Below are 23,025 nucleotides of genomic sequence, written 5' to 3'. Positions count from 1 at the left end.
ATTAGTTCTGCAGCGGCACGATTTCCCGGACGAACTCGTCGAGGAACTTCCGGTAGTCGCCGGAGTATCCAGGCCGGACCACGAATTTCGTGAGTCCGGCCTCGATGTGCTGCTCGATCATCCGGCGCGCCTCGGCCCGGCTGGTGGGCACGAGTTCGGCGGCCGAACGGCCCGGATTACGCCGCTGCGCCACCGCCTGCAGCCGGTCCGGGATCCCGTGCAGCGCAAGGACCATGCTCAACCCGAAGTGATCCGATTCGATCTCCCGACCGGCATCGGCAGCCGCCTCCTGGATCGCCAGCCGAGCCGCCCGGGACTGCTCCGGCGTATGGAAACTGCCGAGCCACCCGTCCGACAACCGGCCCGCGCGACGCAACGCCGCCGGTGCCGCCCCGCCGACCCAGACGTCGAGCCGCTTCGCCGGACGCGGCCCGATCGTCACGCCGTCGACCTGGAAAAACTCGCCGTCGAAGGACACGTCGTCCTGCTCCAGCAACAGCCGCAGCAACGCGAGCGACTCGTCGAACACCGCCGCGCGACGGCCTTCCGGCACCGGGAACAAGCCGCGCTCCGCCGGCTGCGCGGGCAGCAGGCCGAACACCGGGAGCACGCGTTTCGGCGCCAGTCCGGCGAGCGTGACCAGCTGTTTCGCGACCAGCACCGGATTCCGCCCGGGCAGAATCGCCACCCCGGTGCCCAGCTTGAGCCGCTCGGTCCGGGCGAGCGCGTGGGTCATGCCGATCACCGGGTCGACATCCGGCGAATAGACCACTTCCGACAGCCACAGCGAGTCGACGCCCGCCGCTTCCGTCAGCTCGGCCAAACCGGTGAATTCCGCCGGCCCGGTCCCGAGTCCCGGAGCCACCCCCACCCGGATCTTGTCCACACTCGCTCCGCTCAGTCGGCACGTTCCCCTCGACAGAACCGGATCCCGGCGCGAGTTCTTCCCGCTAGGCGGTCGCTTCGATGACCCGGCCGAGTGCGGCGTGCAGCGCCTCCAGCTCGGAAACCTCCATGCCGAGCCGTTCGACCACGCGATACGGGATCTTCTCCGCCTCCGCGCGCAACTCCCGCCCCTTCTCGGTGAGTTCGACGGTCAGCTGACGCTCGTCGGCCCGGCTGCGGCCGCGGGTCACGTACCCGACCGCCTCCAGCCGTTTGAGCAGCGGCGACAGCGTCGCGGGCTCGTGCCGCAACGCCACGCTGAGGTCCTTGACCGACCGCGGCGACTGTTCCCACAGCGCCAGCATCACGAGGTACTGCGGATGGGTCAGCCCGTGCGGCTCCAGCAGCGGCCGGTAAATCGCGATCACGCTGCGCGAGGCGACCGACAGCGCGAAACACACCTGCCGGTCGAGCTTCAGCGGGTCCTCGCCAAGGTCGATCTCGGCCACTCGTCCTCCTCGTGCTCGGGCCCACTCTAGCGCGGGCTGCACCACACTAATAGTTAGTGTACTAATCATTAGGGTACTGTGGCGGACGGACACGAGGAGGCACGATGACCGAACGGCCCGGCGTACTCCGCTGGTTCTGGTACGCCGTCAGCGGACGGCTCCCCGAGCGCTACCGCGACTGGCTCCTGCACGACGCGACGTCCAAGCACTGGAAGGCGCGGCACGTCCTGCGCGCGTCGGTCGGCATCGCGCCGCTGTGCCTGGTCTGGCTGCTGCTGCCGGCCCCGCTCGGGCTGCGGCTGGCGATCGTGCTGATGGCCGCGCTGGTGTCGTACTTCTACTCGTGCGCCTACATGGAGGAAAGCATCGACCACCGGTTGTCCCGCAACGGTTTCCCACCCGGTACCGGCAAGCGGATCCGGCGAGAGAAGGCCGCCGAGGCCAACGCCGAAGCGACCGCCCGCTACATCGCGGCGTACCGGCGCGACCCCGCCGACTAGACTCGGGAGCCGATGAGACGCAAGCGCCCGGCCCCGATCCCGCCCCGGCACGGCCTCGACCCCGCCCGGCTGCGGCTGCCGGACGAGGGCCCGTGGACGACCCTGCTGGAGCACCTGGTCGAACGCCTGCCCCGGGTCGCCCCCGCGCGGATCGAGGAAATGCTGCACGAGCAGCGCATCCACGGCGAAAACGGTCCACTGGGGATCGACGCGGCGTACGTCCCCGGCTCGTTCATCTGGTTCCACCGCGACCTGCCGGACGAGGTCCCGGTGCCGTTCGACGTCACCGTCCTGCACCGCGACGAACACCTACTGGTAGTCGACAAACCCCACTTCCTGGCCACAATCCCGCGCGGACGGCACGTCCTGGAAACCGCCCTGGTCCGCCTCCGCCGATCCCTCGATCTGCCCGCGCTGTCCCCCGCCCACCGCCTAGACCGCGTCACGGCCGGTCTGGTGATGTTCGTGATCACGCCGTCCGCACGCGGGGCGTACCAGACGATGTTCCGCGATCGGTTGGTACACAAGGAATACGAAGCGATCGCACCGTATGATCCGGACCTGGAGCTGCCCCGGATCGTGCGCAGCAGGATCGTGAAGGAACGCGGCGTGCTGGCCGCGCAGGAGCTCCCCGGACCGCCGAACTCAGAGTCCACAGTGGAGCTTCTGGAACATCGGGACGGGCTGGGCCGGTACCGCCTTCTCCCCGCCACCGGGCGCACGCACCAGCTGCGAGTGCACCTGAGTTCGCTGGGAATCCCCATCCTCGGCGACGATTTCTACCCGGAACTGCACGAGAAACCGCTCGACGACTTCACGAAACCGTTGCAGCTGCTGGCGAAAGTGCTGGAGTTCGACGACCCGCTGACCGGCGAACACCGCCGGTTCACCAGCCGCCGGACGCTCACGGCCTGGGATTCTCTCGACGACTGGGCTAGTTGACAGCTACCGCGAGGAAGTGCGCGCTCGCGTTGATCAAAAGGGGATCCTGCTCGACCATGCGGGCGCAGCGAACGGCCGCGTCCACGCGTGCGTCGAATTCCTCGATCCCGGCGACGTCCAGCGCGGGCCAGGCGGGTCCTTCCACGCCGTAGACGGAAATCCCGGACAGGCCAGCGGTTTCCAGCTCGCCGCGAAGCTCGTCCGCAGTGTGGAAATGCGCGGGAACGAAGCCGGCGTGGCCGTCGTAGCGGCCAGTCGCGATGACGGCTTCGACTGCGGGACTCAGTCGTTCGGCGAGCTGGCCGTTGGTTCCGGTCTCCATCGCCGAGAGATAGCGACTGATCGCGGCGGCGAACAGCACTCCGCCAGGCCGAAGCACGCGCCGGGCTTCAGCCAGCGCCCGCGCCCGGTCGGCGGATTCGGTCAGGTGGTAGAGCGGCCCCATCAGCAGCACGACATCCGCGCTGCTGTCCGGCCAGGTCAAGGCTCGGGCATCGCCGACCTCCGCCGTGACGCCGTCGATCCCGGCCGCCTCCGCGACCTGACTGGCCACCGGATCGACGACGTGCACCGAATGTCCATCCGCAGCCAGCCATCGGGCGTGCACTCCAGTCGCCCCGCCAACGTCGAGCACTCTTCGCCCGGCCCCCGATATCGTTCTGCGCACCAATTCTTGAGTGCGCCGGAATTCCAGCCTGCCGTGCGGCGATCGGGTCAGCCGGGTGTTCTCGTCCGTGCCGGTGTCGTAATGCTCGACCAAAGTCATGACCGCCACGGTGACCGAATTCCCCAGCCACGGCAACGGAAATTCCCGCCGAACGGATGCCAGGCGGCGGCAGGCACCCGTCCGGCGGGCAAGCGATCACCTGGTCCAGAATTTGATCCCGCTCCACTGCACGGTGATCGGCCCGGCCCCGCTCGCCGTCCGATACGAACCGAACTTGTCGTAATAACTGCCGGACGGGCTGTTTTCTGTCTGCTTCAGCGAACCGTTGACGTAAACCTTGTGCGAACTGCCGACCTGGTTGACCGTGTTGACCCGCACCGAAGTCCCGACCGTCGCCCCGGTCGCCACCGTCTGCCCGTTCTCCACGCTGTAAAGCCGGCCGCCCTTCTCGACCGCCAGCAGGAAATACGGCCCGGCGTTAGAACCGTCGCGGAACGTCTGCTTGAGGCTGATCCGCGAACCGCCCATGCTGGTGATCTTGAAGGAGCCCTCGAACTGGTGCGTCCCGCCGGTGTAGGTGTCGTACCGGCGCTCGGCCCGCTGCTCGCCGCTGCCGTCGGAGCAGGTCAGCTTGAAGGTGAGCCCGCTGACCTGGCCGCAGCCCTTCTGCTGCTCCTTGTACCCCGGCGACCAGGGCTTCCAGGTGCCGCCGCCGACCTGCGCGTCCGCGGCCGGGGCGAGAATCGCCACTCCGCACACCGCCGCCGCCAGTGCTCCGCCGATCCGGGTTCTCGTGCGCACGTGCCAACCTCCGTCGAACTCAGGGCGGCGGTAGCGGTACAGGTCCAGACCACTGGGTGATCACTGTAGGTCCCGGCCCAGTCGCGGACAAGGGCCGATCCCTTGACGACTTTGTTTGTCACTGCTTGGCTCAGGGGATGCAGGACGTCGAAGTGATCGAGGACCCCGCCGTCGCGGCGGCCGCGCTGGACCCGGTGCGCGCCCGCCTGCTGGCGGCGCTGACCGAACCGGCGTCCGCCGCGGCGCTGGCCGCCAAAGTGGGCCTGACCAGGCAAAAGGTCAATTACCACCTGCGCGCGCTCGAAGCGCACGGCCTGGTGGAACCCGCCGGAACCCGGCAGTGGGGCGGCCTCACCGAACGCCTCTTCTCCGCCACCGCCGGCGGCTACCTCGTCTCCCCCGCCGCACTCGGCGCGGCGGGCAGCGCCCGGGTCAAACCGGACCGCCTGTCGGTGGGCTACCTCCTGGCCGTCGCGGGCCGCACCCTGCGCGAGGTCGCGGGTCTCGCCCGGCGCGCGGCTCGCGCGGGCAAACCGCTCTCGACGCTGACCGTGGACACGGAAATCGCCTTCGCCTCGGCCCGCGACCGTTCCGCGTTCACCGACGAGCTGACCACCCTCGTCGCCGACCTCGTGTCCCGCTACCACAACGAATCCGCCGCCGACGCCCGTTATCACCGGCTCGTGATCACCGCGCACCCCAAGCCCGCCGAGTAGTTCATCCGAACAGGTGTTCGAACGTCGTGTAGCGTGGAGGCATGGGTCAGGCACTTCAGGGCTCGCTGTTCGGTGCCAGCGGGCCGGCCACGCTGGGCTCGCTGTCCGGCGTGCAGCGCACCGAACTGGGGCAAGGCGCGTGGATCGACGTCCTGCCGGGATGGCTCGACGGCTCGGACGAGCTGTACGAGCACCTGGCGGCCGAGGTCCCGTGGTATGCCGAACGCAGGCAGATGTACGACCGCGTGGTCGCCGTGCCGCGGCTGCTGTGCTTCTACCGGGAGCACGCGCCGCTGCCGCATCCGGTGCTGACCGAGGCCAGGGAGGCGCTGTCGGCGTACTACGCGGCAGAGCTGGGCGAACCGTTCCGCACGGCCGGGCTCTGTTACTACCGGGACGGCCAGGACAGCGTCGCCTGGCACGGCGACGACCTCGGCCGCGGCCGGACGGAAGACACCATGGTGGCGATCCTGTCCGTCGGAGCGGCCCGGCATCTGGCGCTGCGGCCGAGGGGCGGCGGGGAGTCCGTGCGGTACCCGCTGGGACACGGGGACCTGATCGTGATGGGCGGGTCCTGCCAGCGGACGTGGGAGCACGCGATCCCGAAAACGGCCCGGGCGGTCGGGCCGCGGATCAGCGTGCAGTTCCGGCCGAGAGGGGTGCGATAGGGGTTCGGCGGGGGTTCCAGGTCAGCGCGGCCCTCGCCCGACGGCATCGCCGCTGCGCAAGGTCAGCGCGCCCGCCGTCTCACGGCAGCACGGCTTCGCGTACAAGATCGTCGGCTCGCACCGCCAGCCCACCGTCAGCGTCGCGCCACGACGTCCGCGCGCCGCCCTTCAACCGCGCCCGGATCCTCCCTGCGGCCACACCCGAAACCCGCGGCACGCTCCGCGTACAAGACCGCGCACCCGCCCCGTTGATCACCGAGCCGGGAAACCCGGCCTCAGTCCATCCACCAGCACCGGCAGCGAATCGAGGCCGTACACGATCGACACCTTCCGGAACGCCAGCTCCTCCGGCTGCACCGCCAGCCGCAGGTTCGGGAACCGCCGGACCAGCGCCGGATACGCCGCGCGCAGCTCCATCCGGCCCAGTTCCGCGCCGATGCACCGGTGGATCCCGTAGCCGAACGCCAGGTGCGAGGACGGCTCCCGGGTCGGGTCGAAGCGGTCCATGTCGCCCTGGCCGAGCACCGGGTCGCGGTCCGCGACCGACAGCGACACCAGCACGATGTCGCCCTCGCTGATGTGCACGCCGGCGACGTCCAGGTCCTGCTTGGCGAACCGCGGGAACGCCATCTGCACCACCGTCAGGTAGCGCAGCAGCTCCTCGACGAAGCGGTGCACCGAGTCGTCGTCGCCCCGGACCGCGTCGAACGCGGCCTCGTCGCGCAGCACCACCAGCGCGCCCAGCGCCAGCATGCTCGCCGTGGTCTCCAGGCCGCCGGTCAGGATGCCGTCGGCGAGGCCGGCGAGTTCGCGGTCGTCGATCTCGTCGCCGTGCTCCTTGATCAGCATGCCGAGCAGGCCGTCGCCGGGCTGCTCGCGCTGTTTGCGCACGATCTCCAGCAGGTAGCCCAGCGACTCCGAGATCGCGCCGAGCGACGCGCCCGCGCCGCTGAACAGGTCGAACCGCGCCGTGCTCAGCCGCTGGAAGTCCGCCCGGTCCTCATAGGACACGCCGAGCAGTTCGCAGATCGTGAGCGACGGGATCGGCAGCGCGAACTGCTCCCACAGGTCCACCGGGCCGTCGGCGGCGGCCATCGCGTCCAGCTGGCCCGCCACGATCTCGTCGATCCGCGGCGTGAGCCGGGAGAGCCTGCGCATCGTGAACTCCGGCGTCAGCAGCTTCCGCAGCCGCGTGTGCACCGGCGGGTCGGCGAACCCGAGGCCGCCCGGGTTCTGGTCCTCGGTGACGCCCGCGTTGCCGACGAGGTTCGTGAAGTCGTTGCTGAACTCCGCGCCCTTCCCGAGGACGGCCTTGGCCTCCTCGTACCCGGTCACGAGCCAGGCGTTCATGCCGAACGGCAGGTCCAGCTTGCTGATCGGCGCCTCGCCGCGCAGGCGGCCGAGGTCCGGCACCGGGTCGAGGCCCTGGCGGCGCAACGGCTCCAGCGCCGAATCCGGCAGCAGCGCCATCTTCTCGAGATCGAAACCGCGCTTCTGCTGGCGGGCGATGTACCGGCGGCCGGCCCAAGCGAGGACGCGCGAACGGAGACTCCCCATGCCGGCGACAGTACCGCAACCGCCCCTCGCGCCGGTCCCGGGCGGAGACGCCCGTCACCCTGTGACCAGCGCCGGTCCACAGTGGACTCCCGTCACCCGGCCAGGTGACCGCTGCCGAAAATTGTCAGACCCCTTGGACAGAATGACCCGCATCGGCAGCGACCTGCGTGACCAGCCGGTCGCAGCCGGTGAAAGTACAGGACGGCAAGCGAGTCCTCGTGAGAGGCTCGCAGCGAAAGGGAGGAACCGGACATGACTGCGGCGCTGATCGGGCGGGCCCACCCCGCCTCGACCTTGCGTGCGCAGCTTTCGCGCGCCACGGCCAGCCACGGCGGCCTCACCCTGGTCACCGGAGAAGCGGGCATCGGCAAGACCACGCTGGTCAGCGCACTGGCGGACGACGCGCGCGAGGCGGGCGCACTCGTCCTCGGCGGCACCTGCTGGGAGTCCGGGGCCGCACCGGGCTACTGGCCGTGGGTCCAGGTCATGCGCTCGCTGCGCCGGGAAGCCGCGCCGCACGCATGGGCGGCCGCCAGCTCGCCCGCGCTGTCCGCGCTGCTCGGCGAAAGCCCCGAGGCGCCCGCCGACGACGGGTTCCAGCTGCCCGACTCGGTCACCAGAGCGCTGGTCACGGTGGCACAGGAGCGGCCGGTGGTCGTGATCCTCGACGACCTGCACTGGGCCGACCCGGCGTCGCTGCGGCTGCTCGAGTTCGCGGCCCGGCACACGTGGTTCGAGCGGCTGCTGCTCATCGGCACGTACCGCGACGTCGAAGTGGACGCGCCCAGCCATCCCCTGCACGAGCTGATGCTGCCGCTCGTCGCGAAAGCGACCACGATCACGCTCACCGGCTTAGACGAGACCGGCGTCGCCGAGCTGATGAACCGCACCGCGGGTGCCGATCCCGGTGCGGAACTGGCCGCCGACGTGTACCGGCGCACCGGCGGCAACCCGTTCTTCGTGGAGCAGACCGCGCGGCTGTGGCACAGCGGGAGCACGGTGTCCGCGGTCGCGCCGGGGGTCGCCGACGCACTCCAGCGGCGGCTGTCCCTCCTCCCCCGCCCCGTCACCGATCTGCTCACCAACGCCGCGGTGCTCGGCCGCGAGTTCTCGCTCCAGTTGCTCGCGGCCACGGTCGGCGCCCCCGCCGCACAGGTCGACCACCTGCTCACCCGCGCCGTCGCGGCCCGGCTGGTCCTCGCGCTCGGCGAAGGACGCTTCGCCTTCGCGCACGATTTGGTCCGGGAGTCGAGATACGCCGAGCTGACCCCCGCCGAAGCACAACGCCGGCACGCGGCCGTAGTACGCGCCGGCGAACACACCCCGGCCCTGGTCGGCGTCGCCGAACGCGCCCGGCACGCCTACCTCGCCGGTTCCGACCTGGAACCGCGGCACGTCGTCCGCCTGCTGCTCGCCGCTGCCAAAGACGCGGGCGCGCGGATGGCGTTCGAGGAATCCATCGCACACCTGCGCCGAGCCCGCGAACGAGCCGCGGACGAACGCGGCCAGGCGGTCGTCGCGCTGGAGTTGGGCACCGCGCTGTGGCGGTTCGAGGACAAAGACGAAGCCTGGCTCCTCTGCGAGGAAGCCGTCGAAGTGGCTCGGCGACTGGACACCGAGAACCTCCTCGCCCGCGCCGCGCTCACCCTGTCGAAACTCGCCCCCGGCGGCGCACGGCGCGAGTTCACCGAGCGGCTTCTCCGCGAGGCACACGAAAAACTGTGCGGCGGCGACGCGGCCGCCCCGCTCTCGCTCGACCGCATCCGGCTGGAACTCACCGCCCGCGCCGCGATCCTCGCCCGCGACGACGAGGACGACGACGCACTGGCGTTCACCTTGTGGGCACGGCACGACGCGATCTGGGGCCTGGGCAGCGGAGCCGAACGCGAGCGGCTCACCGATGAACTCACCGCGATCGCGCGGCGCACCGACGACCGGGAAAACGAGTTCTTCGCCGCCTCGCTCAAGTGGGTCGCGATGCTGGAACAGGGAGATCCGCGCTACCTGGACCAATTCCAGGTGTTCCAGGCGATCGCCGACGAAGGTGTACCCGCCGCACGGCTGGCCGAGGCGATCGACCGCAGCATCCTCTGCACCTTCCGCGGCCGGTTCGCCGAGGCCGACGCAGCGCTCGAAGAAGCACTCTCCGCTCCGGAACTGTTCGGCAGCAACGATTACGGCTACATGCCCGACCAATTGCGATGGAGCGCCCTGCTAGTCCAAGGCCGCTTCGCCGAAGCCGCCGACCTCCCGTCACGCATGGCCGAGACCGGCTTCCCCCACCCCGCCCTGCTGCGCGCCCTGACCGCCGCACTCGCCGGCGACGCAGCCACCACCCGGCACGAACTGTCCGAAGCAGCCGCCGACGCGCCCTACGCCCGCGTCTTCACCCCGCTGTGGCTGCGCTGCCAAGCCCAAGCCGCCGCGGTGCTGGAAGACCGCCCAGCCGCAGAACGCCTGCTGCGCGAATTCGCCCCGCACGCCGGAGAATGGCTGGTTTCCCTCTACGGCTGCGAATTGAGCGGCCCAGTAGACCTCTGGACCGGCCTGCTGCACAAAACCCTAGGCGATCACGAAGCAGCCGCCGCCTGTTTCGCCTCCGCCGCCCGCTCCGCAGACCGCCTGCGCGCCCGTCCCTGGGCCATCGAAGCCCGCAGCCACCTGGCAACCACCCTGCTGACACTAGGCGACACCGACCGCGCGGCGACCTTGTCCGAGGCCGTCAAGACCGAAGCAACCGACCTGGGCATGCACCACCTCACCGCCCGCCCGCGCCCCGCCGCGGCGCCACAACCGCCCCCAGCCAACGAGTTCCGCCGAACTGACGCAGTGTGGACGCTGCGCTTCGCCAACCGGGAAGTACGCATGCCGGACGCGAAAGGCCTGCGAGACTTGAACTTCCTGCTGAGCAGACCAGGAACCGAAATCCCCGCCGCACAACTGCTCTCCCCCGACGGCGGCGCGGAAGCAGAAGCCACCCGGACCTACAGCGGCGACCCGGTATTGGACGACACCGCGAAAGCCGCCTACCGCCGCCGCCTCGACCAACTCGACGAAGCCATCGACGCCGCCGCCCTCCGCGGCGACGACGCCAAAGCCGCCAAGCTGGACACCGAACGCGCCGCCCTGCTCGACGAACTCCGCACCTCGACCGGCCTGTCCGGCCGAACCCGCCGCCTCGGCGACGAAACGGAACGCGCCCGCAAAGCCGTGACCGCCCGAATCCGCGACACCCTCCGCAAACTGGCCGGCCTCCACCCGGAACTGGCCGACCACCTCCGCACCACCGTGACCACCGGCTCGTCCTGCAGCTACCAGCCGGAAACCCCCGTCACCTGGCGGCTATAGCCCACCCGCACCACCGCACCACCGCACCACCGCACCACCGCACCACCGCACCACCGCACCACCGCACCACCGCACCACCGCACCACCGCACCGACGCACCGACGCACCGACGCACCGACGCACCGACGCACCGACGCACCGACGCACCGACGCACCGACGCACCGACGCACCGACGCACCGACGCACCGACGAGAGGCGACCAAACAGGACCAAGCCACGCAAGCGAATCCCGCGAGCGCCACCGGCACCGCCCGCCACCAACACCGGCACCGCCCGCCGCCGGAGACACTGGCGTCCGCCTGGCAAGCCCAACGCCGTCTGGCAAGCCCGGAGCCTCCCGGCAAGTCCGAGGCCGCCCGTGCCCCGAACCCGCGTCCAGCCGAAACCGCGCTAGCCGAGCGCCGCGGCGGGATTGTTGGCTAGGCTGGCCGTCCGCGTCGACCCCGAGGTCATGGAGGCCGCAGGCTGCTATGGCAGGCACCCCAGAAACCAGCGAATCCGGCCATCTCGGTTCGGTGGGCGGGACCTCGGTCCGTCTGATGCGCACGCACCGTCCGTGGACGGCCGGGATCGACGCCATCGCGGTGTCCGTCGGCGGCATGCTCGGCAGCCTCGGCCGCGCCGTCAGCGAGCGGTTTCCGGACGCGAGCTGGGATTCGGTCGACTACGAGGCGATCGTCCCGGAACAGCCGTTCGTGCTGCGCCTCCGCACCGACGACCGGGACTCGCTGCAGTTCGCCGTGCTCGTGACGCCGCACGAAGGCGGCGGCTCCGGTCGGCCGACCTTGCCTGCCATCGCCACGGCCACTGCCGCCGGGATCCGGCTCGCAGCGAGCACGAATTCGGGCTCGTTCGGGTTGCCGCTGCTGGGCACCGGCGATCTCGGGTTCAACGAGGAGGAAGTCGCCGCGGTGGCGATTCCGGCGGCGGTCAAGGCTCTCCAGGAAACCGGCGGGCTGCGCGACCTGGTCTTCGTCTGCACCTCCGAGGAGGCGGAGGCCGCGATCCGCACGGCCTGGAAATCGGCGGCGATCACGAGGTTCTCCTCGGTCGAGCTGGCCGGCGGCGTCTCGAACGACCTGGTCGATCCGACGCTCGGCATCCCGCTCGAACGCGACCGGCTCGGCGTCTCGCCTTACGTGTCGATGCTGGCGACAGTGATCGCCGACCGGAGCACGCTGCCGCCGTTGTCGGTCGGGGTGTTCGGCGAATGGGGGTCCGGCAAGAGCTACTTCATGGGCCTGCTGCGCAACGAGATCGACCGGCTCGCGGAGTCGGGGAACCCGGCCTACTGCGGCGAGATCGTCCAGATCGGGTTCAACGCCTGGCATTACGCGGACCGCAATCTGTGGGCCAGCCTCGGCGACGAGATCTTCCGGCAGCTCGCCGGTCCCGGCCCGAACGCGCAGCAGCGCCGTGCGCAGTTGCGCGACGAACTGGCCAAACGGCTCGACCAGGTCACTGAACTCGAGGACGCGAAGCTCCAGGCACAGGCGACCGCCGCGAAGCTCCAAGCGGACGTCGACAAGGCCGCGCTGAATCGAAAAGACACCGCGAAGGTGCTGATCCGCGCCTTGGCTGGCAGCCGGGAAGTGTGGCGCCGCCTCGGGATTCAGGATGAGGCGGAGCAAGGGGCGCTGCTGGCCGAGCAGCTGCGCGGCACGTTGTCCGAGGCCGAAGCGCTGCGCAGATCGCCGAAGGGACGCTGGGGCAAAGCGGCGCTGATCGCGGCCGCGGTGATCCTGATCGTCGGATTCTTCGCCGCCGCGGCCGTGCCGGTGGCGCGGGAATGGCTGGCTGGCGCCGGAGTCGGGTTCGCCGCGGTGGCCGGTACCGGGGCCGCGTTGCTCAGCCGTGCCCGGTCAGGAGTCCGGGAGCTGCGCGAACTCAGCGAAGACCTCAGCCGTGGCATCGACCGCGCCGCGAGCCGGACGGTCGAGCCCAAGGTCGCCCGGCTGCTCGAGGCGATCCGGAAGACGGAGACCGACCAGCGGGTCGCCGAGGCGCAGCTGGAAGAGGTGGTGGCGCGGGTCGGCGAACTCGGCAGGCAGCTGACCGAGCTGACGCCGGGCCGCAACCTGTACGCGTTCCTGGCCGATCGCGCGCACGGCGATTCCTACCGCCGCGACCTCGGGCTGATCTCGACCATCCGCAAGGATTTCGAGCAGCTGGTCGACCTCATGGCCGACTGGCGGGCGCATCCCGGATCGGGCGGCACCCCGATCGACCGGATCGTGCTCTACATCGACGACCTCGACCGGTGCAGCCCGCGCCAGGTCGTCGAGGTGCTGGAGGCGGTGCACCTGCTGCTCGCCCTGGAACTGTTCGTGGTGGTGGTCGGTGTCGACCCGCGCTGGCTGACCCGCTCGCTGTCGAGCCACTACGCCGGGATGCTCGGCGACTCCCCCGAAGACGGCCGGCTCGCGTCGCCGGAGGACTATCTCGCGAAGATCATCAACCTGCCGCTCGTGCTGCCCGCCATGTCGGAGGGCAGCCTGCGCAGGCTGCTGCGGTCGCTCACCGACGACCGCCTGCTGGAACCGGCGCGCGAGGAACTGCCTCGGACCCAGCGCATTCCCGCTCCGGCCCCGACTTCCTTCGACCTGATTCCCGACATCGAGGAAGGGTCCGAAGTGGACAGTCAAAGCCGCCCGGAGCGGGCCGCGGATCCGCCGCGTCCGCTCACGCCGGAGGAGATCGACCTGCTGTCCGAACTGGACCTGCTGATCGGCACACCGCGCGAGGCGAAACGGCTGTTCAACCTGTACCGCATGCTTCGTGCGACGCGTGACCTGTCCGAGGCGTCGCGTTTCCTCGGCGACGACACCGAACCCGGCGACTACCAGGCCGTCGTGGCGCTGCTCGGCCTGCTCACCGCGCCCGGCCGGGTGCTCGAAAAGGCGCTGGACACCCGGCCCGACCCGGACCGGTCGATCACCGGCGGCCTCGTTCACCGTTCGCCGGCAGCCACCTGGTCCGGGTTCGTCGCCGACTGCGCCCCGCGGCGGCACGGAGACAGCTGGCAGAACCCGATCGCCGGCGCGCTCGACGACCAGGAACTGCGGGAGTGGCGTCAGCTGCACCGCGGTCTGACCCACGTGTCGACCACACTGCGCGTCGACACGCTTTCCCGGTTCCAGCAGTGGGTGCCCGCCGTCCGCCGGTTCTCCTATGTGCTCTGTCCTGCGACCTGAAACGACGGGCCCGGGAGGCCGTCCGGCTCTGGACGGCCTCCCTCGACGGGTCACTTCCGGTTGTACAGCCGCATAGTCAGCGTCCCGAAGACCGCGGTCAGCGCGACCGCCGCGATCAGCGTCCAGGTGATGGCACCTCCGTCCCAGGCGCCGGACATCATCGAGCGCACCGCGGTGACCAGGTGGCTGATCGGGTTGGCCGAGACGAGGCCTTGGAGCCAGCCGGGCATGGTGGACGGGTCGACGTAGATGTTGCTGAGGAACGTCAGCGGCATGATCACCATCATGCTGACGCCCATCACCGATTTCTCGGACCGCAGCAGCAGCCCGAACATCGTCCACACCCACGACAGGCCGAACGAGAACACGAGCAGCAGCAGGACTCCCGCGGCCACGCCGCCGATCCCGCCGTCCGGGCGGAAGCCCAGGATCAGGCCGACGACCATGATCACCACGGACGCGATCAGGTACCGCAGCACGTCGCCGAGGAGGTAGCCGACCATCGGGGCGGGCCGCCAGATCGGAAGCGTGCGGAAGCGGTCGAACACGCCCTTCTCGATGTCGGTGTTCACCGCGACCCCGGTGTACATCGTGATCATCACGACGCTCGACGCGAGGATGCCCGGCAGGAAGAACTGCAGGTACTGCGTCGGCGAACCGGCCAGCGCGCCGCCGAAGAGGTAGGTGAACATCAACGTCATCATGATCGGGAACGCGGTGACGTCGAACAGCTGCTCCGGCACGTGCTTGATCTTCAGCACCGCCCGCCAGCCGAACGAGAACGACGCGGAGAGCGCGCTCGGCCGCGGCGGCCGTTCGGTGGAGAGCAGGACCGCGGCCAGGTCCTCCGGTTTCGGGGCCGCGAGGTCGAGATCGGGTTCCTTGACGGTGGTCACGCCGCCTCCTCGGTGGCTGTGCGAGCGGTGAGGGCCAGGAAGACCTCGTCGAGGCTGGGCTGGCCGAGCGAGAACGTGTCGACGGTGATGCCTGCCTTCGCGAGTTCCGCGAGGGCACGCGAGGCGCGGTCGGCGGCGGGTTCCCGCGCGTCCGACGACAGCCGGGCGGTGAGCGCGACCGGGTCGTGCTCCAGCTGCACGGTGGCGGACAGCGCGCGTTCCAGGAGTTCGGCGGCGGTGGCGCGCTGGTCGGCGTCCCGCAGGCGCAGGTGGACCGCGCCGACCCCGACCGACGCTTTCAGCTCGCCCTTGGTGCCCTCGGCGATGACGCGGCCGCGGTCGATGACCGCGATCCGCGACGCCAGCTGGTCGGCCTCGTCGAGGTACTGCGTGGTGAGCAGGACGGTGGTGCCCTGCGCGACGATCGCGCGGACGATGTCCCACACCTGGTTGCGGCTGCGCGGATCGAGACCGGTGGTCGGCTCGTCGAGGAACAGCAGGTCCGGCGTGTTGAGGATGCTCGCCGCGATGTCGAGCCGCCGCCGCATGCCGCCGGAGTAGTTCTTCACCTGGCGGCGCGCGGCGTCGGTGAGCCCGAACGCCGCGAGCAGCTGGGCCGCCCGGTCCCGCGCGGGCCCGCTCCGGTGCCCCAGCAACCGGCCGAGCAGCACCAGGTTCTCTTGCCCGGTCAGGTCTTCGTCGACCGACGCGTACTGGCCGGTGAGGCTCACCCGGCTGCGCACGGCGTCGGCCTCGCGCACCACGTCGTGGCCGAAGACCCGCGCCTCGCCGCCGTCCGGGCGGGACAGGGTGGCGAGCATCCGGACGGTGGTGGTTTTGCCCGCGCCGTTGGGCCCGAGGACGCCGTACACGGTGCCGGCGGGCACCACGAGGTCGACCCCGTCGACCGCCCGGGTCTCGCCGAACACTTTGACGAGCCCGGAAGTTTCGATCGCCGGTTGCCCGGCTGCGTTGGTCATGTTCTGTTCCTTCCCCTCAGTGAGTCATCCGCGATACGGCCGCGCACGCCGGCCGTCGCGCAGTGCCAGACCCCACCAGACCAGTTCTTCCAGTAGAGCAGAAACCGCGTGGCCTGCGGATTCGCCGTGCGGACCCGCGCTCGGGTCGCCGCATTCGTGCTCGAGCAAGTCGAGGCACACCGAATCCCGCACCGGAGCCGTGTGCAGTTCGGTGAAGACATCCCGGAGGTGCTCCACCGCGTACCGGCCGGCCGCGCGGTATCCGTAGGAGACGAAGCCGACCGGTTTGGCCCGCCACTCCTCGTACGCGCAGTCGATCGCCTGCTTCAGCGACGCCGGGAAGCTGCGGTTGTACTCGGGCGTGACCACGACATACGCCTCGGCCGCCGCGATCCGCCTCGCGAACCCGGCCATGACAGCCGTCGGCTCGGCGGGCAGCCGGGCCGGGATCGCGAACGTCGCGAGGTCGAGCACGTCGAGCACCAGCCCGCCGCGCCCGGCGGCCCGCTCAACGAACCATCGCCCGATCTCGCCGCCGACCCGGCCCTCCCGGGTACTGGCGACGAGCACGGCTATCCGCAGCTCCTCGTCCACACTTCTTGGGCGCCAGATCGGTGCGCGGTGGTGCCAGGTTGAATCTAGCGGGTGTTGGGGCAGGTCAGAGGGGTGGTCGAGGGCGGGGAGGGAACGGTGGAGGTGTGGTGGAGCGAGGCGCGAGAGCGGATCTGGCGCGGGTGGCTGATGGGGTGCGCGACGAGCTGTCGGACACGGTGCTTGCGCCGGGGGAAGGGGCGGCGAGGGCTGGGTGCGAGATGCCGCGAAGGGAAGCGCGCGAACGCATCTGCGCGGCTCGCCGACGAGCGACCGGACACAGGGACGGAGGAACTGCGATAACCGACCGCGAGACACCGCCAAGGCTGCGCGACTGGCCGACGGAGTACGCGGCAAGCAGGCGGAGGCGGCTCGCGCAGGGCGACGGCCGAGTGCGAGACACCGCAAAAGCTGCGCGACTGGCCAACGGAGTACGCGGCAAGCAGGCGGAGGCGGCTCGCGCAGGGCGACAGCCGAGTGCGAGACACCGCAAAAGCTGCGCAGCTAGCTGACGAGGTGCACGGCGAGCAGCCGGACGCAGCACTCGCGCGGGACGAAGGAGCGGTGAGGGCTGACTGAGAGACGATGCGAAGGGAAGCGCCAGAACCGAACTGGCACGACCAGACGGCAAGCCGCACAGCGAGCAACCGCACGGGACGACGAACCCGCGACAACGGACCGCGAGACGCTGACGAATTGCACGGTGGGCAAATGGCGTCGACGATCGCACCAAGTGCCCGAAGTTCCGCACCAACCGCGAGCCGAGACGGCACATATCCGGGGATGACGAATGCGGGGTGCAGCTGAGGACCTGGTGCCGCGGATGCATTCGAGGCACCCGGACCCAAAAGATGCCGTGCCCGAGCAAACCGCCAGCGGGCCCGGACCTCCGGCGGCGGGAGCAGGTTTGCGGTCCGTGAGGGCCACCCTGAGGGACCCTGATTCCCTCAAGGTGGCCCTCACGGACGCGAAGATCCGGTCAGACGGCCGCCGCTCGGGTGCTTCGGCGGCAGCTGTGTCCTTTGTGGACATTCAGCGGGGCGACACGGCTCGAGTTCCCTTTATGGGGAACGGAATCGGCCCGGTGCGGCTTATGACACGGACAGCGGGCACCGGCAGAGTCTGAACGCGAGCCGGTTCGCCAGCGATCCGCCTCCGGCGAGCCACCCGGGCCGCTGGCCCCCGAACTCGCGATCCCGGCAAGGCGGCCAAAACGTGGTACCCGTGACCGGCAGAGCGTCACCCCAGCCCCGCCGGTCACGGAGTCTCACTCCCGCATCGCCAAAGCCACCGCGCCCAGCAGCGAAGCGTCCTGGTCAAACCGCGCAGGCACCAGCTCCGGCGGGAACGGCACAGCCGCCGCCAACCGTTCCCTTAAAGCGGGCAACAGCACATCAGCCGACCGAACCAACCCACCCCCAACGGCAATCCGCGAAGGGTCGAACGCGATCGCCAGGTTGGCCACGTGCATCGAAAGCTCGTCCAGCGCCGAAGCGACCAGCTCCTTCGCCTCCGTGTTCTCCCGGGCCAGCGCGAACAACTCCCCCGCCGTCACCGGGCGGCCGAGCAGTTCCGTCGCGCGCGTGCCCAGCCATCGGCCGCCCACGGCTTCCTCCAGCGGGGCTGCCCCGCCGGCGAAACCATCAGTGTCTTGCGGGGTCCGCAGGTTGTATCCGATCTCTCCGGCTGCTCCGTTCGCGCCGGTCAGCAGGCGGCCGCCGATCAGGACTGCGGCGGCGATTCCGGTTCCCAGGGACAGGAAGACCGCAGGGTCGGCACCGGAAAGGGTGCCCCAGGTCCATTCCGCCAGCGCCGCGGCTTTCGCGTCGGTGCCGACGGCGACGGGGACCTCCGGGAACGCCGCCGACACCAGTTCGGCCAGGCGGAGTTTTTCCCAGCCGGGCACGTTCGGGGCCAGCAGGATGCGGTCCGGCAGCACGATTCCCGGGCTTACCACGCCGATCGCGGTGATCCGGGAACCGGCGACCAGCTCGGCGGCCGCGGCGAGGGCCCGGGTGACCACCTGGACGGCGCCTGCCTCGGCGTCGGTGTCCAGGCGGCGGGTCGCCAGCAGCGTGCCGGTCCGGTCGGACAGGCCCAGCGCCACTTTCGTGCCGCCGAAGTCGATGCCCAGGATCAGGTCTTCCGATGTCACTCGCGGGTCCCCTCGATGACCGGCGGGTCAGCCCGGTGGCTGTCCCGGTGCGGACCGGCGGGCACCACGACCCGGCCGGTGTTGAACCCGTCGACGCTGACGGTCGGGGCCGCGCCGTGCAGGTCGGCGGCCCGGTAGCGGACGGTCAGCGTCTGCGACTGGCCCGGCCACAACGTGATGTCGTTGTCGTCCCAGGTCGCGGCCGGCAGCTGCGACCCGTCGGAGGAGCGGCGCAGGTCCGCGCGCAGGAAGAAGCTGACCGCGGAGGTCTTCGACGTGTTGGCGACGGTGACCGTCGTCGCGGTGTCCGTGCCGTCCGGGCCGCGCGACGGGCGGGTCGAGGCGGTGACGTCGACCTGCGACTTCGGCAGGTCGCGCAGGGCGGTCAAGTCACTGTACTGGCTCATCGTCGCCTGCGGGTTCTGCAGCGTCTTCGCCCAGTCCACGACGTCCTTCTGCGTGGACATCCAGTAGACGTTCCGGTCCACGACCTTCCCCGCCTGCCGCACCTGCAGCTCCACGAAGTACACCCGCGCCTTCGCCGGCGCCTTCGTCTCCGCCGGGACCTTCGGCTTCAGCAGGCCGGTCGCGACGCCTTGGCTGTCCAGCGAAACCGCCGGAGCGGTCTGGTCGTCGAGCACCTTGCCCGCGGCGTCGTACACCTTGGCCTGCACGGAAATCCCGTTCTGCCGGGCAGCGCCGAGGTTGGACAGCGCGACTGTGCCGTTGTCATAGGTGTACAGCGCGTGCAGCGGCTTATTCGCCTTCTGCGCGCCGAAGTACGCGCCCGGCTGGTCGCCGTCGTTGTTGTACAGCGACCACAACAGCGTCGGCCAGCCCTTGTTCAGCTGCCAGTACACGACGCCGGTCGACGGGTTCTTCCGGTCCTTGGAGTGCGCGAGGAACGCCTCGAACTGGGAACGGGTGTTCTCGTAGTTCGCGATCTGCGCGGACTCCACATAGGACTCCAGCGAGTCCCATTTTCCGTACCGGCGGGCGATCGACTCGTCCAAGGTGTACAGCGTGCCGAACTTGTAGCCGCCGTGCCCTGATTCGTAGTTCGCATGATACTGGTTGTAGGCCGGGTCCTGCCACAGTTTCGCCTGCTCCTCCGGCGACAGGAACCGCCGGATCGAGTCCAGGGTCGGCACCGTGTGCCCGGCGCTCTGTTCGCTGGCGAAACCCCAGGCGCCGCCCGCGTTCGTGCGGCTCGGGTCGGTCTTGTCGAAGGTCGAGGAGTCGTACCAGTAGGCAGGCGGGACCCAGTCGTAGGGGCCTTCCTTCTCCCCCGACGGGCCGAGCGTCTTGGTGCTCTTGTACTCCGCCGACGCGGTCACCGGCACGTCCCAGTCCGCGGCCTTGAACGCGTTCAGCGTCTCGGTTTCCTGGCGCGGGATGGGCGCGTTGTCGCTCCAGCCGTAGGTGATCACGCTGGGGTGGCCGCGTTCGGCCTGCGCGATCGAGTACGCGGAATCGTGCATGATCCGGTAGTCGCGTTCGGTCAGCTTCTCCGGATGTTCCGGTTGCCAGGCGTCGCAGCACATGAATCCGCCGAGCACCAGCAAGCCGGCGCGGTCGGCCTGCTCGTAGAAGTCCGCGGGCATGTCGTGGCCTTCGAGCCGGACGCCGGACAGGCCGAGGTTCTTGATCAGCGCGAGCTGATGCGCGATGTCGGCCTTGTCGTAGCGCAGGAACAGATCCGGCGCGAAACCGCCGCCGCGGAACACGAAATCGCGGCCGTTGACCGCGAACTTCCGCGCGCCGTCCGGCAGCGCCGGGGACTTGCCGACCAGCTTCGACGTCACGGTCCGGATCCCGAAGGTGTCCGACGAGGACGTCGACACCACGCCGCCCTGCGAAACTGTCGTACCCAAGGTGTACAACGGTTGTGCACCCATCGAGTACGGCCACCACACTTGCGGCTTCACGATCTTCAACTGCGGGAACTTCGCCGGCGTGAACGTCACGGTTTGCTTGGCGTGCGCGGGAATCGTGACGCGCTGCCGCACCACGATCGGCGCGCCGCGGCCCGGCGGTGTCACCGTCGCGGTCACCTCGCCGGTCTGCGGCGCGGCCGCGTCGTTCGTGACGTCGACCTTCGCGGTCAGCGAGGACGTCGACAGATCCGCCGCGTTGTCCTGCACCACGTGCGCGTTGCCGCCGCTCAGCGCATCCGACAGCTGAAGCGTGGGCGGGAACTGCAGGCCGGTGTTGTTGTCCGGCACGATCTGCGCCCAGTCGGCCTGGTCGAGCGTGTACATCGAATTCGGGTCGTTCGGGTACATCTTGACCGCGAGCGTGTTCTTGCCCGGCCGCAGGAGTTTCGTGACGTCGAAGGTGTGGCTCGCGTACGCGCCGCTCACCACGTCCTTGCCCGCGACGAGCGTGCCGTTCACCCACACGTCGCCTTCGCCGACGACGCCCGGGACGGTCAGCTTCGCGTTCTTGCCCGGCCGGAAACCGGGGTCGAAATCAGTGCGGAACCACCACGGGGCCTGGAACTGCTTCGTCACGACTGGCCCGCGCTTCGCCTGGTAGCCGAAGCACTTGCGCATGTTGTCCGAATAGAACACATTGGGACACTTGCCGTTTTGCACCAGCGCGTTGATCTCGGTGCCCGGTGCGCCCGCGTCGTCCGGCTTCACCTTCAGCCAGCCGCCGGTCGGGTAGCCCGGCTTCGACACCCTGGTGCCGTCGTCTTTGACCTGCGCGGTCGTCAGCACCTGCCAGCCGCCGAGGCCGATCGTCGACGGTCCCTGCGGACGCGACGCCGCCGTTTCCGGCTGCTGTGCGGAAGCGGTGGCCGTCACCGCGCCGGGAACGAGGACCAGCGCGGCGATCCCGGCGATCAGCGGCTTCCTCACGACTCCACCCCCGCGGCCTGGGACGCGAACGCCTCGCGGATTTCCTTGGGCCCGAACGGCCAGACCTTTTCCTTCGAGGCATAGACCAGGAACGCGACGACCCCGAGGGCGATCCAGGCCACCGACAGCCAGATCGACAGCCAGCTAGCCGAGATGTAGACGTAAACCCAGCCGATGAGCGCGATGATCGTCGGCACCGGATACAGCACCTGCCGATACGGCCGCCGGAGGTTCGGCTGACGGCGGCGCAAAACGATGATCGCCGCGACCTGCGCGAGCGACTGGATGATCACCAGCACGGTGACCGCCGCGTTGATCACGTCGGTCAGCGTGAACAGCGAACCGATCGCGGTGATCAGGCCCATCGCGAGCACCCCCGCGGTCGGGAGGTTCAGCTTCGGGTGCAGTTTGCCGAACACCGGCAGGAACACCTTGTCGCGCGCGGCTTCGAACGGCACCCGCGATCCGCCGAGCAGGCCGGCGAACACCGAACCGACCGCCGCGATCACGATGAAGACGGTGACGATCTTGGCGGTCACCGAACCCCACGCCTGCTCCAGCACCGACGACGCCACCGACGTCGCGTTCTTGAGTTCCTCCAGCGGCGTCGAGCCGAGAACGCCCACCTGCAGCAGGAAATAGAGCGTCATGATGCCGAGGATGGAGAAGATGATCGAGCGCGGGAGCGTGCGGCCCGGGTTCCGGACCTCGCCGCCGAGGTACGCGCTGGTGTTGTAGCCGAGGTAGTCGTAGACGGCGATGACCAGGCCCGCGCCGAGACCGGACCAGAACGAGCCGCCCCAGCTGAAGGCTCCCGGGGTGAAGGCGAACGCCTGGTGCGCGTCGAAGTGCGAGAAGGCCGCGATGATCACCGCGAAGACGGCGAACAGCATGACGAGGAACAGCGCGGTGGTGAGCTTGCTGATCTGGCCGATCCGGCGGAACAGCGCGAGCACGATCAGCACGATGATGCCGATGCCGATCGCCTTGCCCAGCGGGGTGACGCCGTCCGCGCCGGTCACGCCGGGCACCAGGTAGCCGAGGTACTGGACCAGCCCGATGATGCCGGTGGACATGATGAGCGGGATGAACAGCACCGCGCTCCAGGCGAAGAGGAACGGCATCAGCCTGCCCGAGCGGTACTGGAACGCCTCCCGCAGGTAGATGTAGGTCCCGCCGGCCCCCGGCAGCGCCGCGCCCAGTTCGGCCCACACGAGCCCGTCGGCGAGGGCGATGATCGCGCCGATGATCCAGCCGAACATCGCCTCCGGGCCGCCCATCGTCGCGACCATCGCCGGAATGGTGACGAACGGGCCGATCCCGCACATCTGCGTCATGTTGATCGCGGTCGCCTGCAGCGGCCCGATCCGGCGTTCGAGACCGGTCCGCGGAAGGGGCGAGGAGTCCCCCGGGCGGGTGGGTGCGCTCACGTCGTGCCTCCGTCCAATAGTTAGTAAAGCTTCTTAACATAAGATGAACGGGGTGCGGAAGGGCTGCGTCCGGAAAGTTGCCGAAACCGGTGCGGGAGTGGGAGAAGGGAACGGTGGGGCGCGGGTCCGGAGAGGAGGGCGGGACCCGGCGGAAACCGGTGCTCCGGCCGGACGATGCCGCTGACCGGGAGCCGCCGCGACAGGCCAGACCCGGCGGCAGCGCCGCGGCCGGCTGAGCCCCGGCGGCAGCACCGCAGCAGACCGGACTCCAGCGGCAGCGCCGCCACCTGCGACGACGGCCGGAAAACCAGCTGACGGACG

At 69.9% G+C, this 23,025-nt stretch carries 17 protein-coding genes; 6 read left to right on the top strand and 11 right to left on the bottom strand.

Annotation, left to right across the window (positions count from 1 at the left end; all coding sequences use genetic code 11):
* Position 1: 1 nt before the first annotated feature.
* Together ACFSVL_RS43410 and ACFSVL_RS43405 are read right to left on the bottom strand one after the other, a co-directional pair.
* Complete coding sequence (locus ACFSVL_RS43410; protein WP_378313503.1) at positions 2–886, bottom strand: TIGR03854 family LLM class F420-dependent oxidoreductase; 885 nt, start codon at positions 884–886, stop codon at positions 2–4.
* Between the two features lie 64 nt (positions 887–950).
* Positions 951–1,394 (bottom strand): MarR family winged helix-turn-helix transcriptional regulator, encoded by a 444-nt coding sequence (locus ACFSVL_RS43405; protein WP_378313501.1) that lies wholly within the window; start codon positions 1,392–1,394, stop codon positions 951–953.
* Positions 1,395–1,498: 104 nt separating this feature from the next.
* On the opposite strand from ACFSVL_RS43405, the gene ACFSVL_RS43400 reads away from it, so the two are divergent.
* On the top strand, positions 1,499–1,894 hold the full coding sequence (locus tag ACFSVL_RS43400; protein WP_378313499.1) for a DUF5313 domain-containing protein: 396 nt from the start codon (positions 1,499–1,501) through the stop codon (positions 1,892–1,894).
* A 12-nt stretch (positions 1,895–1,906) separates the two neighbouring features.
* The gene (locus ACFSVL_RS43395) at positions 1,907–2,836 is read left to right on the top strand and encodes an RluA family pseudouridine synthase (RefSeq protein ID WP_378313497.1); all 930 of its coding nucleotides are present in this window, start codon (positions 1,907–1,909) and stop codon (positions 2,834–2,836) included.
* Here ACFSVL_RS43395 and ACFSVL_RS43390 read toward each other — a convergent pair.
* Both ACFSVL_RS43390 and ACFSVL_RS43385 read right to left on the bottom strand, forming a co-directional pair.
* Positions 2,829–3,602: a class I SAM-dependent methyltransferase gene (locus tag ACFSVL_RS43390; protein WP_378313495.1), complete on the bottom strand. Its 774-nt coding sequence runs from the start codon at positions 3,600–3,602 to the stop codon at positions 2,829–2,831. The two genes, ACFSVL_RS43395 and ACFSVL_RS43390, sit on opposite strands and share 8 nt — an antisense overlap.
* 96 nt (positions 3,603–3,698) lie before the next feature.
* A complete protein-coding gene (locus ACFSVL_RS43385; protein ID WP_378313493.1) occupies positions 3,699–4,304 on the bottom strand; it encodes a hypothetical protein in 606 nt (201 codons plus the stop codon).
* 137 nt (positions 4,305–4,441) lie between these two features.
* Between ACFSVL_RS43385 and ACFSVL_RS43380 the strand changes: the two genes are divergently transcribed.
* Together ACFSVL_RS43380 and ACFSVL_RS43375 are read left to right on the top strand one after the other, a co-directional pair.
* Positions 4,442–5,020, top strand: a complete 579-nt coding sequence (locus ACFSVL_RS43380) for an ArsR/SmtB family transcription factor (protein WP_378313491.1) — start codon at positions 4,442–4,444, stop codon at positions 5,018–5,020.
* Positions 5,021–5,061: 41 nt separating this feature from the next.
* Positions 5,062–5,688, top strand: a complete 627-nt coding sequence (locus ACFSVL_RS43375) for an alpha-ketoglutarate-dependent dioxygenase AlkB (protein WP_378313490.1) — start codon at positions 5,062–5,064, stop codon at positions 5,686–5,688.
* A 252-nt stretch (positions 5,689–5,940) separates the two neighbouring features.
* Here the strand turns inward: ACFSVL_RS43375 and ACFSVL_RS43370 are convergent, their stop codons facing one another.
* Positions 5,941–7,245, bottom strand: a complete 1,305-nt coding sequence (locus ACFSVL_RS43370; protein ID WP_378313489.1) for a cytochrome P450 — start codon at positions 7,243–7,245, stop codon at positions 5,941–5,943.
* Positions 7,246–7,497: 252 nt separating this feature from the next.
* On the opposite strand from ACFSVL_RS43370, the gene ACFSVL_RS43365 reads away from it, so the two are divergent.
* Both ACFSVL_RS43365 and ACFSVL_RS43360 read left to right on the top strand, forming a co-directional pair.
* Positions 7,498–10,593, top strand: coding sequence for an ATP-binding protein (locus tag ACFSVL_RS43365; protein ID WP_378313487.1), 3,096 nt, complete (start codon positions 7,498–7,500; stop codon positions 10,591–10,593).
* 471 nt (positions 10,594–11,064) lie between these two features.
* Positions 11,065–13,788, top strand: a complete 2,724-nt coding sequence (locus ACFSVL_RS43360) for a P-loop NTPase fold protein (RefSeq protein ID WP_378313485.1) — start codon at positions 11,065–11,067, stop codon at positions 13,786–13,788.
* 50 nt (positions 13,789–13,838) lie between these two features.
* Here ACFSVL_RS43360 and ACFSVL_RS43355 read toward each other — a convergent pair whose 3' ends face one another.
* From ACFSVL_RS43355 to ACFSVL_RS43330, 6 genes are all read right to left on the bottom strand, one after another.
* On the bottom strand, positions 13,839–14,684 hold the full coding sequence (locus ACFSVL_RS43355; RefSeq protein ID WP_378313483.1) for an ABC transporter permease: 846 nt from the start codon (positions 14,682–14,684) through the stop codon (positions 13,839–13,841).
* Complete coding sequence (locus ACFSVL_RS43350) at positions 14,681–15,664, bottom strand: ATP-binding cassette domain-containing protein (protein ID WP_378313481.1); 984 nt, start codon at positions 15,662–15,664, stop codon at positions 14,681–14,683. The genes ACFSVL_RS43355 and ACFSVL_RS43350 overlap by 4 nt, the downstream gene beginning before the upstream one ends.
* Before the next feature lie 24 nt (positions 15,665–15,688).
* Entirely contained in the window at positions 15,689–16,258 is a 570-nt protein-coding gene (locus tag ACFSVL_RS43345) for an NADPH-dependent FMN reductase (protein WP_378313479.1), read from the bottom strand.
* Between the two features lie 1,264 nt (positions 16,259–17,522).
* Positions 17,523–18,410 carry an ROK family protein gene (locus ACFSVL_RS43340; protein ID WP_378313478.1) on the bottom strand — a complete coding sequence of 296 codons (888 nt, stop codon included), beginning with the start codon at positions 18,408–18,410 and terminating at the stop codon, positions 17,523–17,525.
* Entirely contained in the window at positions 18,407–21,274 is a 2,868-nt protein-coding gene (locus tag ACFSVL_RS43335) for a glycoside hydrolase family 2 protein (protein ID WP_378313476.1), read from the bottom strand. The genes ACFSVL_RS43340 and ACFSVL_RS43335 overlap by 4 nt, the downstream gene beginning before the upstream one ends.
* Complete coding sequence (locus tag ACFSVL_RS43330; protein ID WP_378313474.1) at positions 21,271–22,704, bottom strand: APC family permease; 1,434 nt, start codon at positions 22,702–22,704, stop codon at positions 21,271–21,273. The genes ACFSVL_RS43335 and ACFSVL_RS43330 overlap by 4 nt, the downstream gene beginning before the upstream one ends.
* Positions 22,705–23,025: the final 321 nt, after the last annotated feature.

The organism is Amycolatopsis silviterrae (assembly GCF_042684085.1).
In the GTDB taxonomy this organism is placed as follows: domain Bacteria; phylum Actinomycetota; class Actinomycetes; order Mycobacteriales; family Pseudonocardiaceae; genus Amycolatopsis; species Amycolatopsis silviterrae.
Note: the sequence above shows the minus strand (reverse complement) of the source record. Positions and strands in the feature narration are given on the sequence as shown.

Bases quoted from the DNA above. Each gene is read 5' to 3' on its own strand.
- ACFSVL_RS43400 (WP_378313499.1), top strand. From the start codon at position 1,499: ATGACCGAACGGCCCGGCGTACTCCGCTGGTTCTGGTACGCCGTCAGC.
- ACFSVL_RS43395 (WP_378313497.1), top strand. From the start codon at position 1,907: ATGAGACGCAAGCGCCCGGCCCCGATCCCGCCCCGGCACGGCCTCGAC.
- ACFSVL_RS43390 (WP_378313495.1), bottom strand. From the start codon at position 3,602: ATGACTTTGGTCGAGCATTACGACACCGGCACGGACGAGAACACCCGG.
- ACFSVL_RS43380 (WP_378313491.1), top strand. From the start codon at position 4,442: ATGCAGGACGTCGAAGTGATCGAGGACCCCGCCGTCGCGGCGGCCGCG.
- ACFSVL_RS43375 (WP_378313490.1), top strand. From the start codon at position 5,062: ATGGGTCAGGCACTTCAGGGCTCGCTGTTCGGTGCCAGCGGGCCGGCC.
- ACFSVL_RS43370 (WP_378313489.1), bottom strand. From the start codon at position 7,245: ATGGGGAGTCTCCGTTCGCGCGTCCTCGCTTGGGCCGGCCGCCGGTAC.
- ACFSVL_RS43365 (WP_378313487.1), top strand. From the start codon at position 7,498: ATGACTGCGGCGCTGATCGGGCGGGCCCACCCCGCCTCGACCTTGCGT.
- ACFSVL_RS43360 (WP_378313485.1), top strand. From the start codon at position 11,065: ATGGCAGGCACCCCAGAAACCAGCGAATCCGGCCATCTCGGTTCGGTG.
- ACFSVL_RS43350 (WP_378313481.1), bottom strand. From the start codon at position 15,664: ATGACCAACGCAGCCGGGCAACCGGCGATCGAAACTTCCGGGCTCGTC.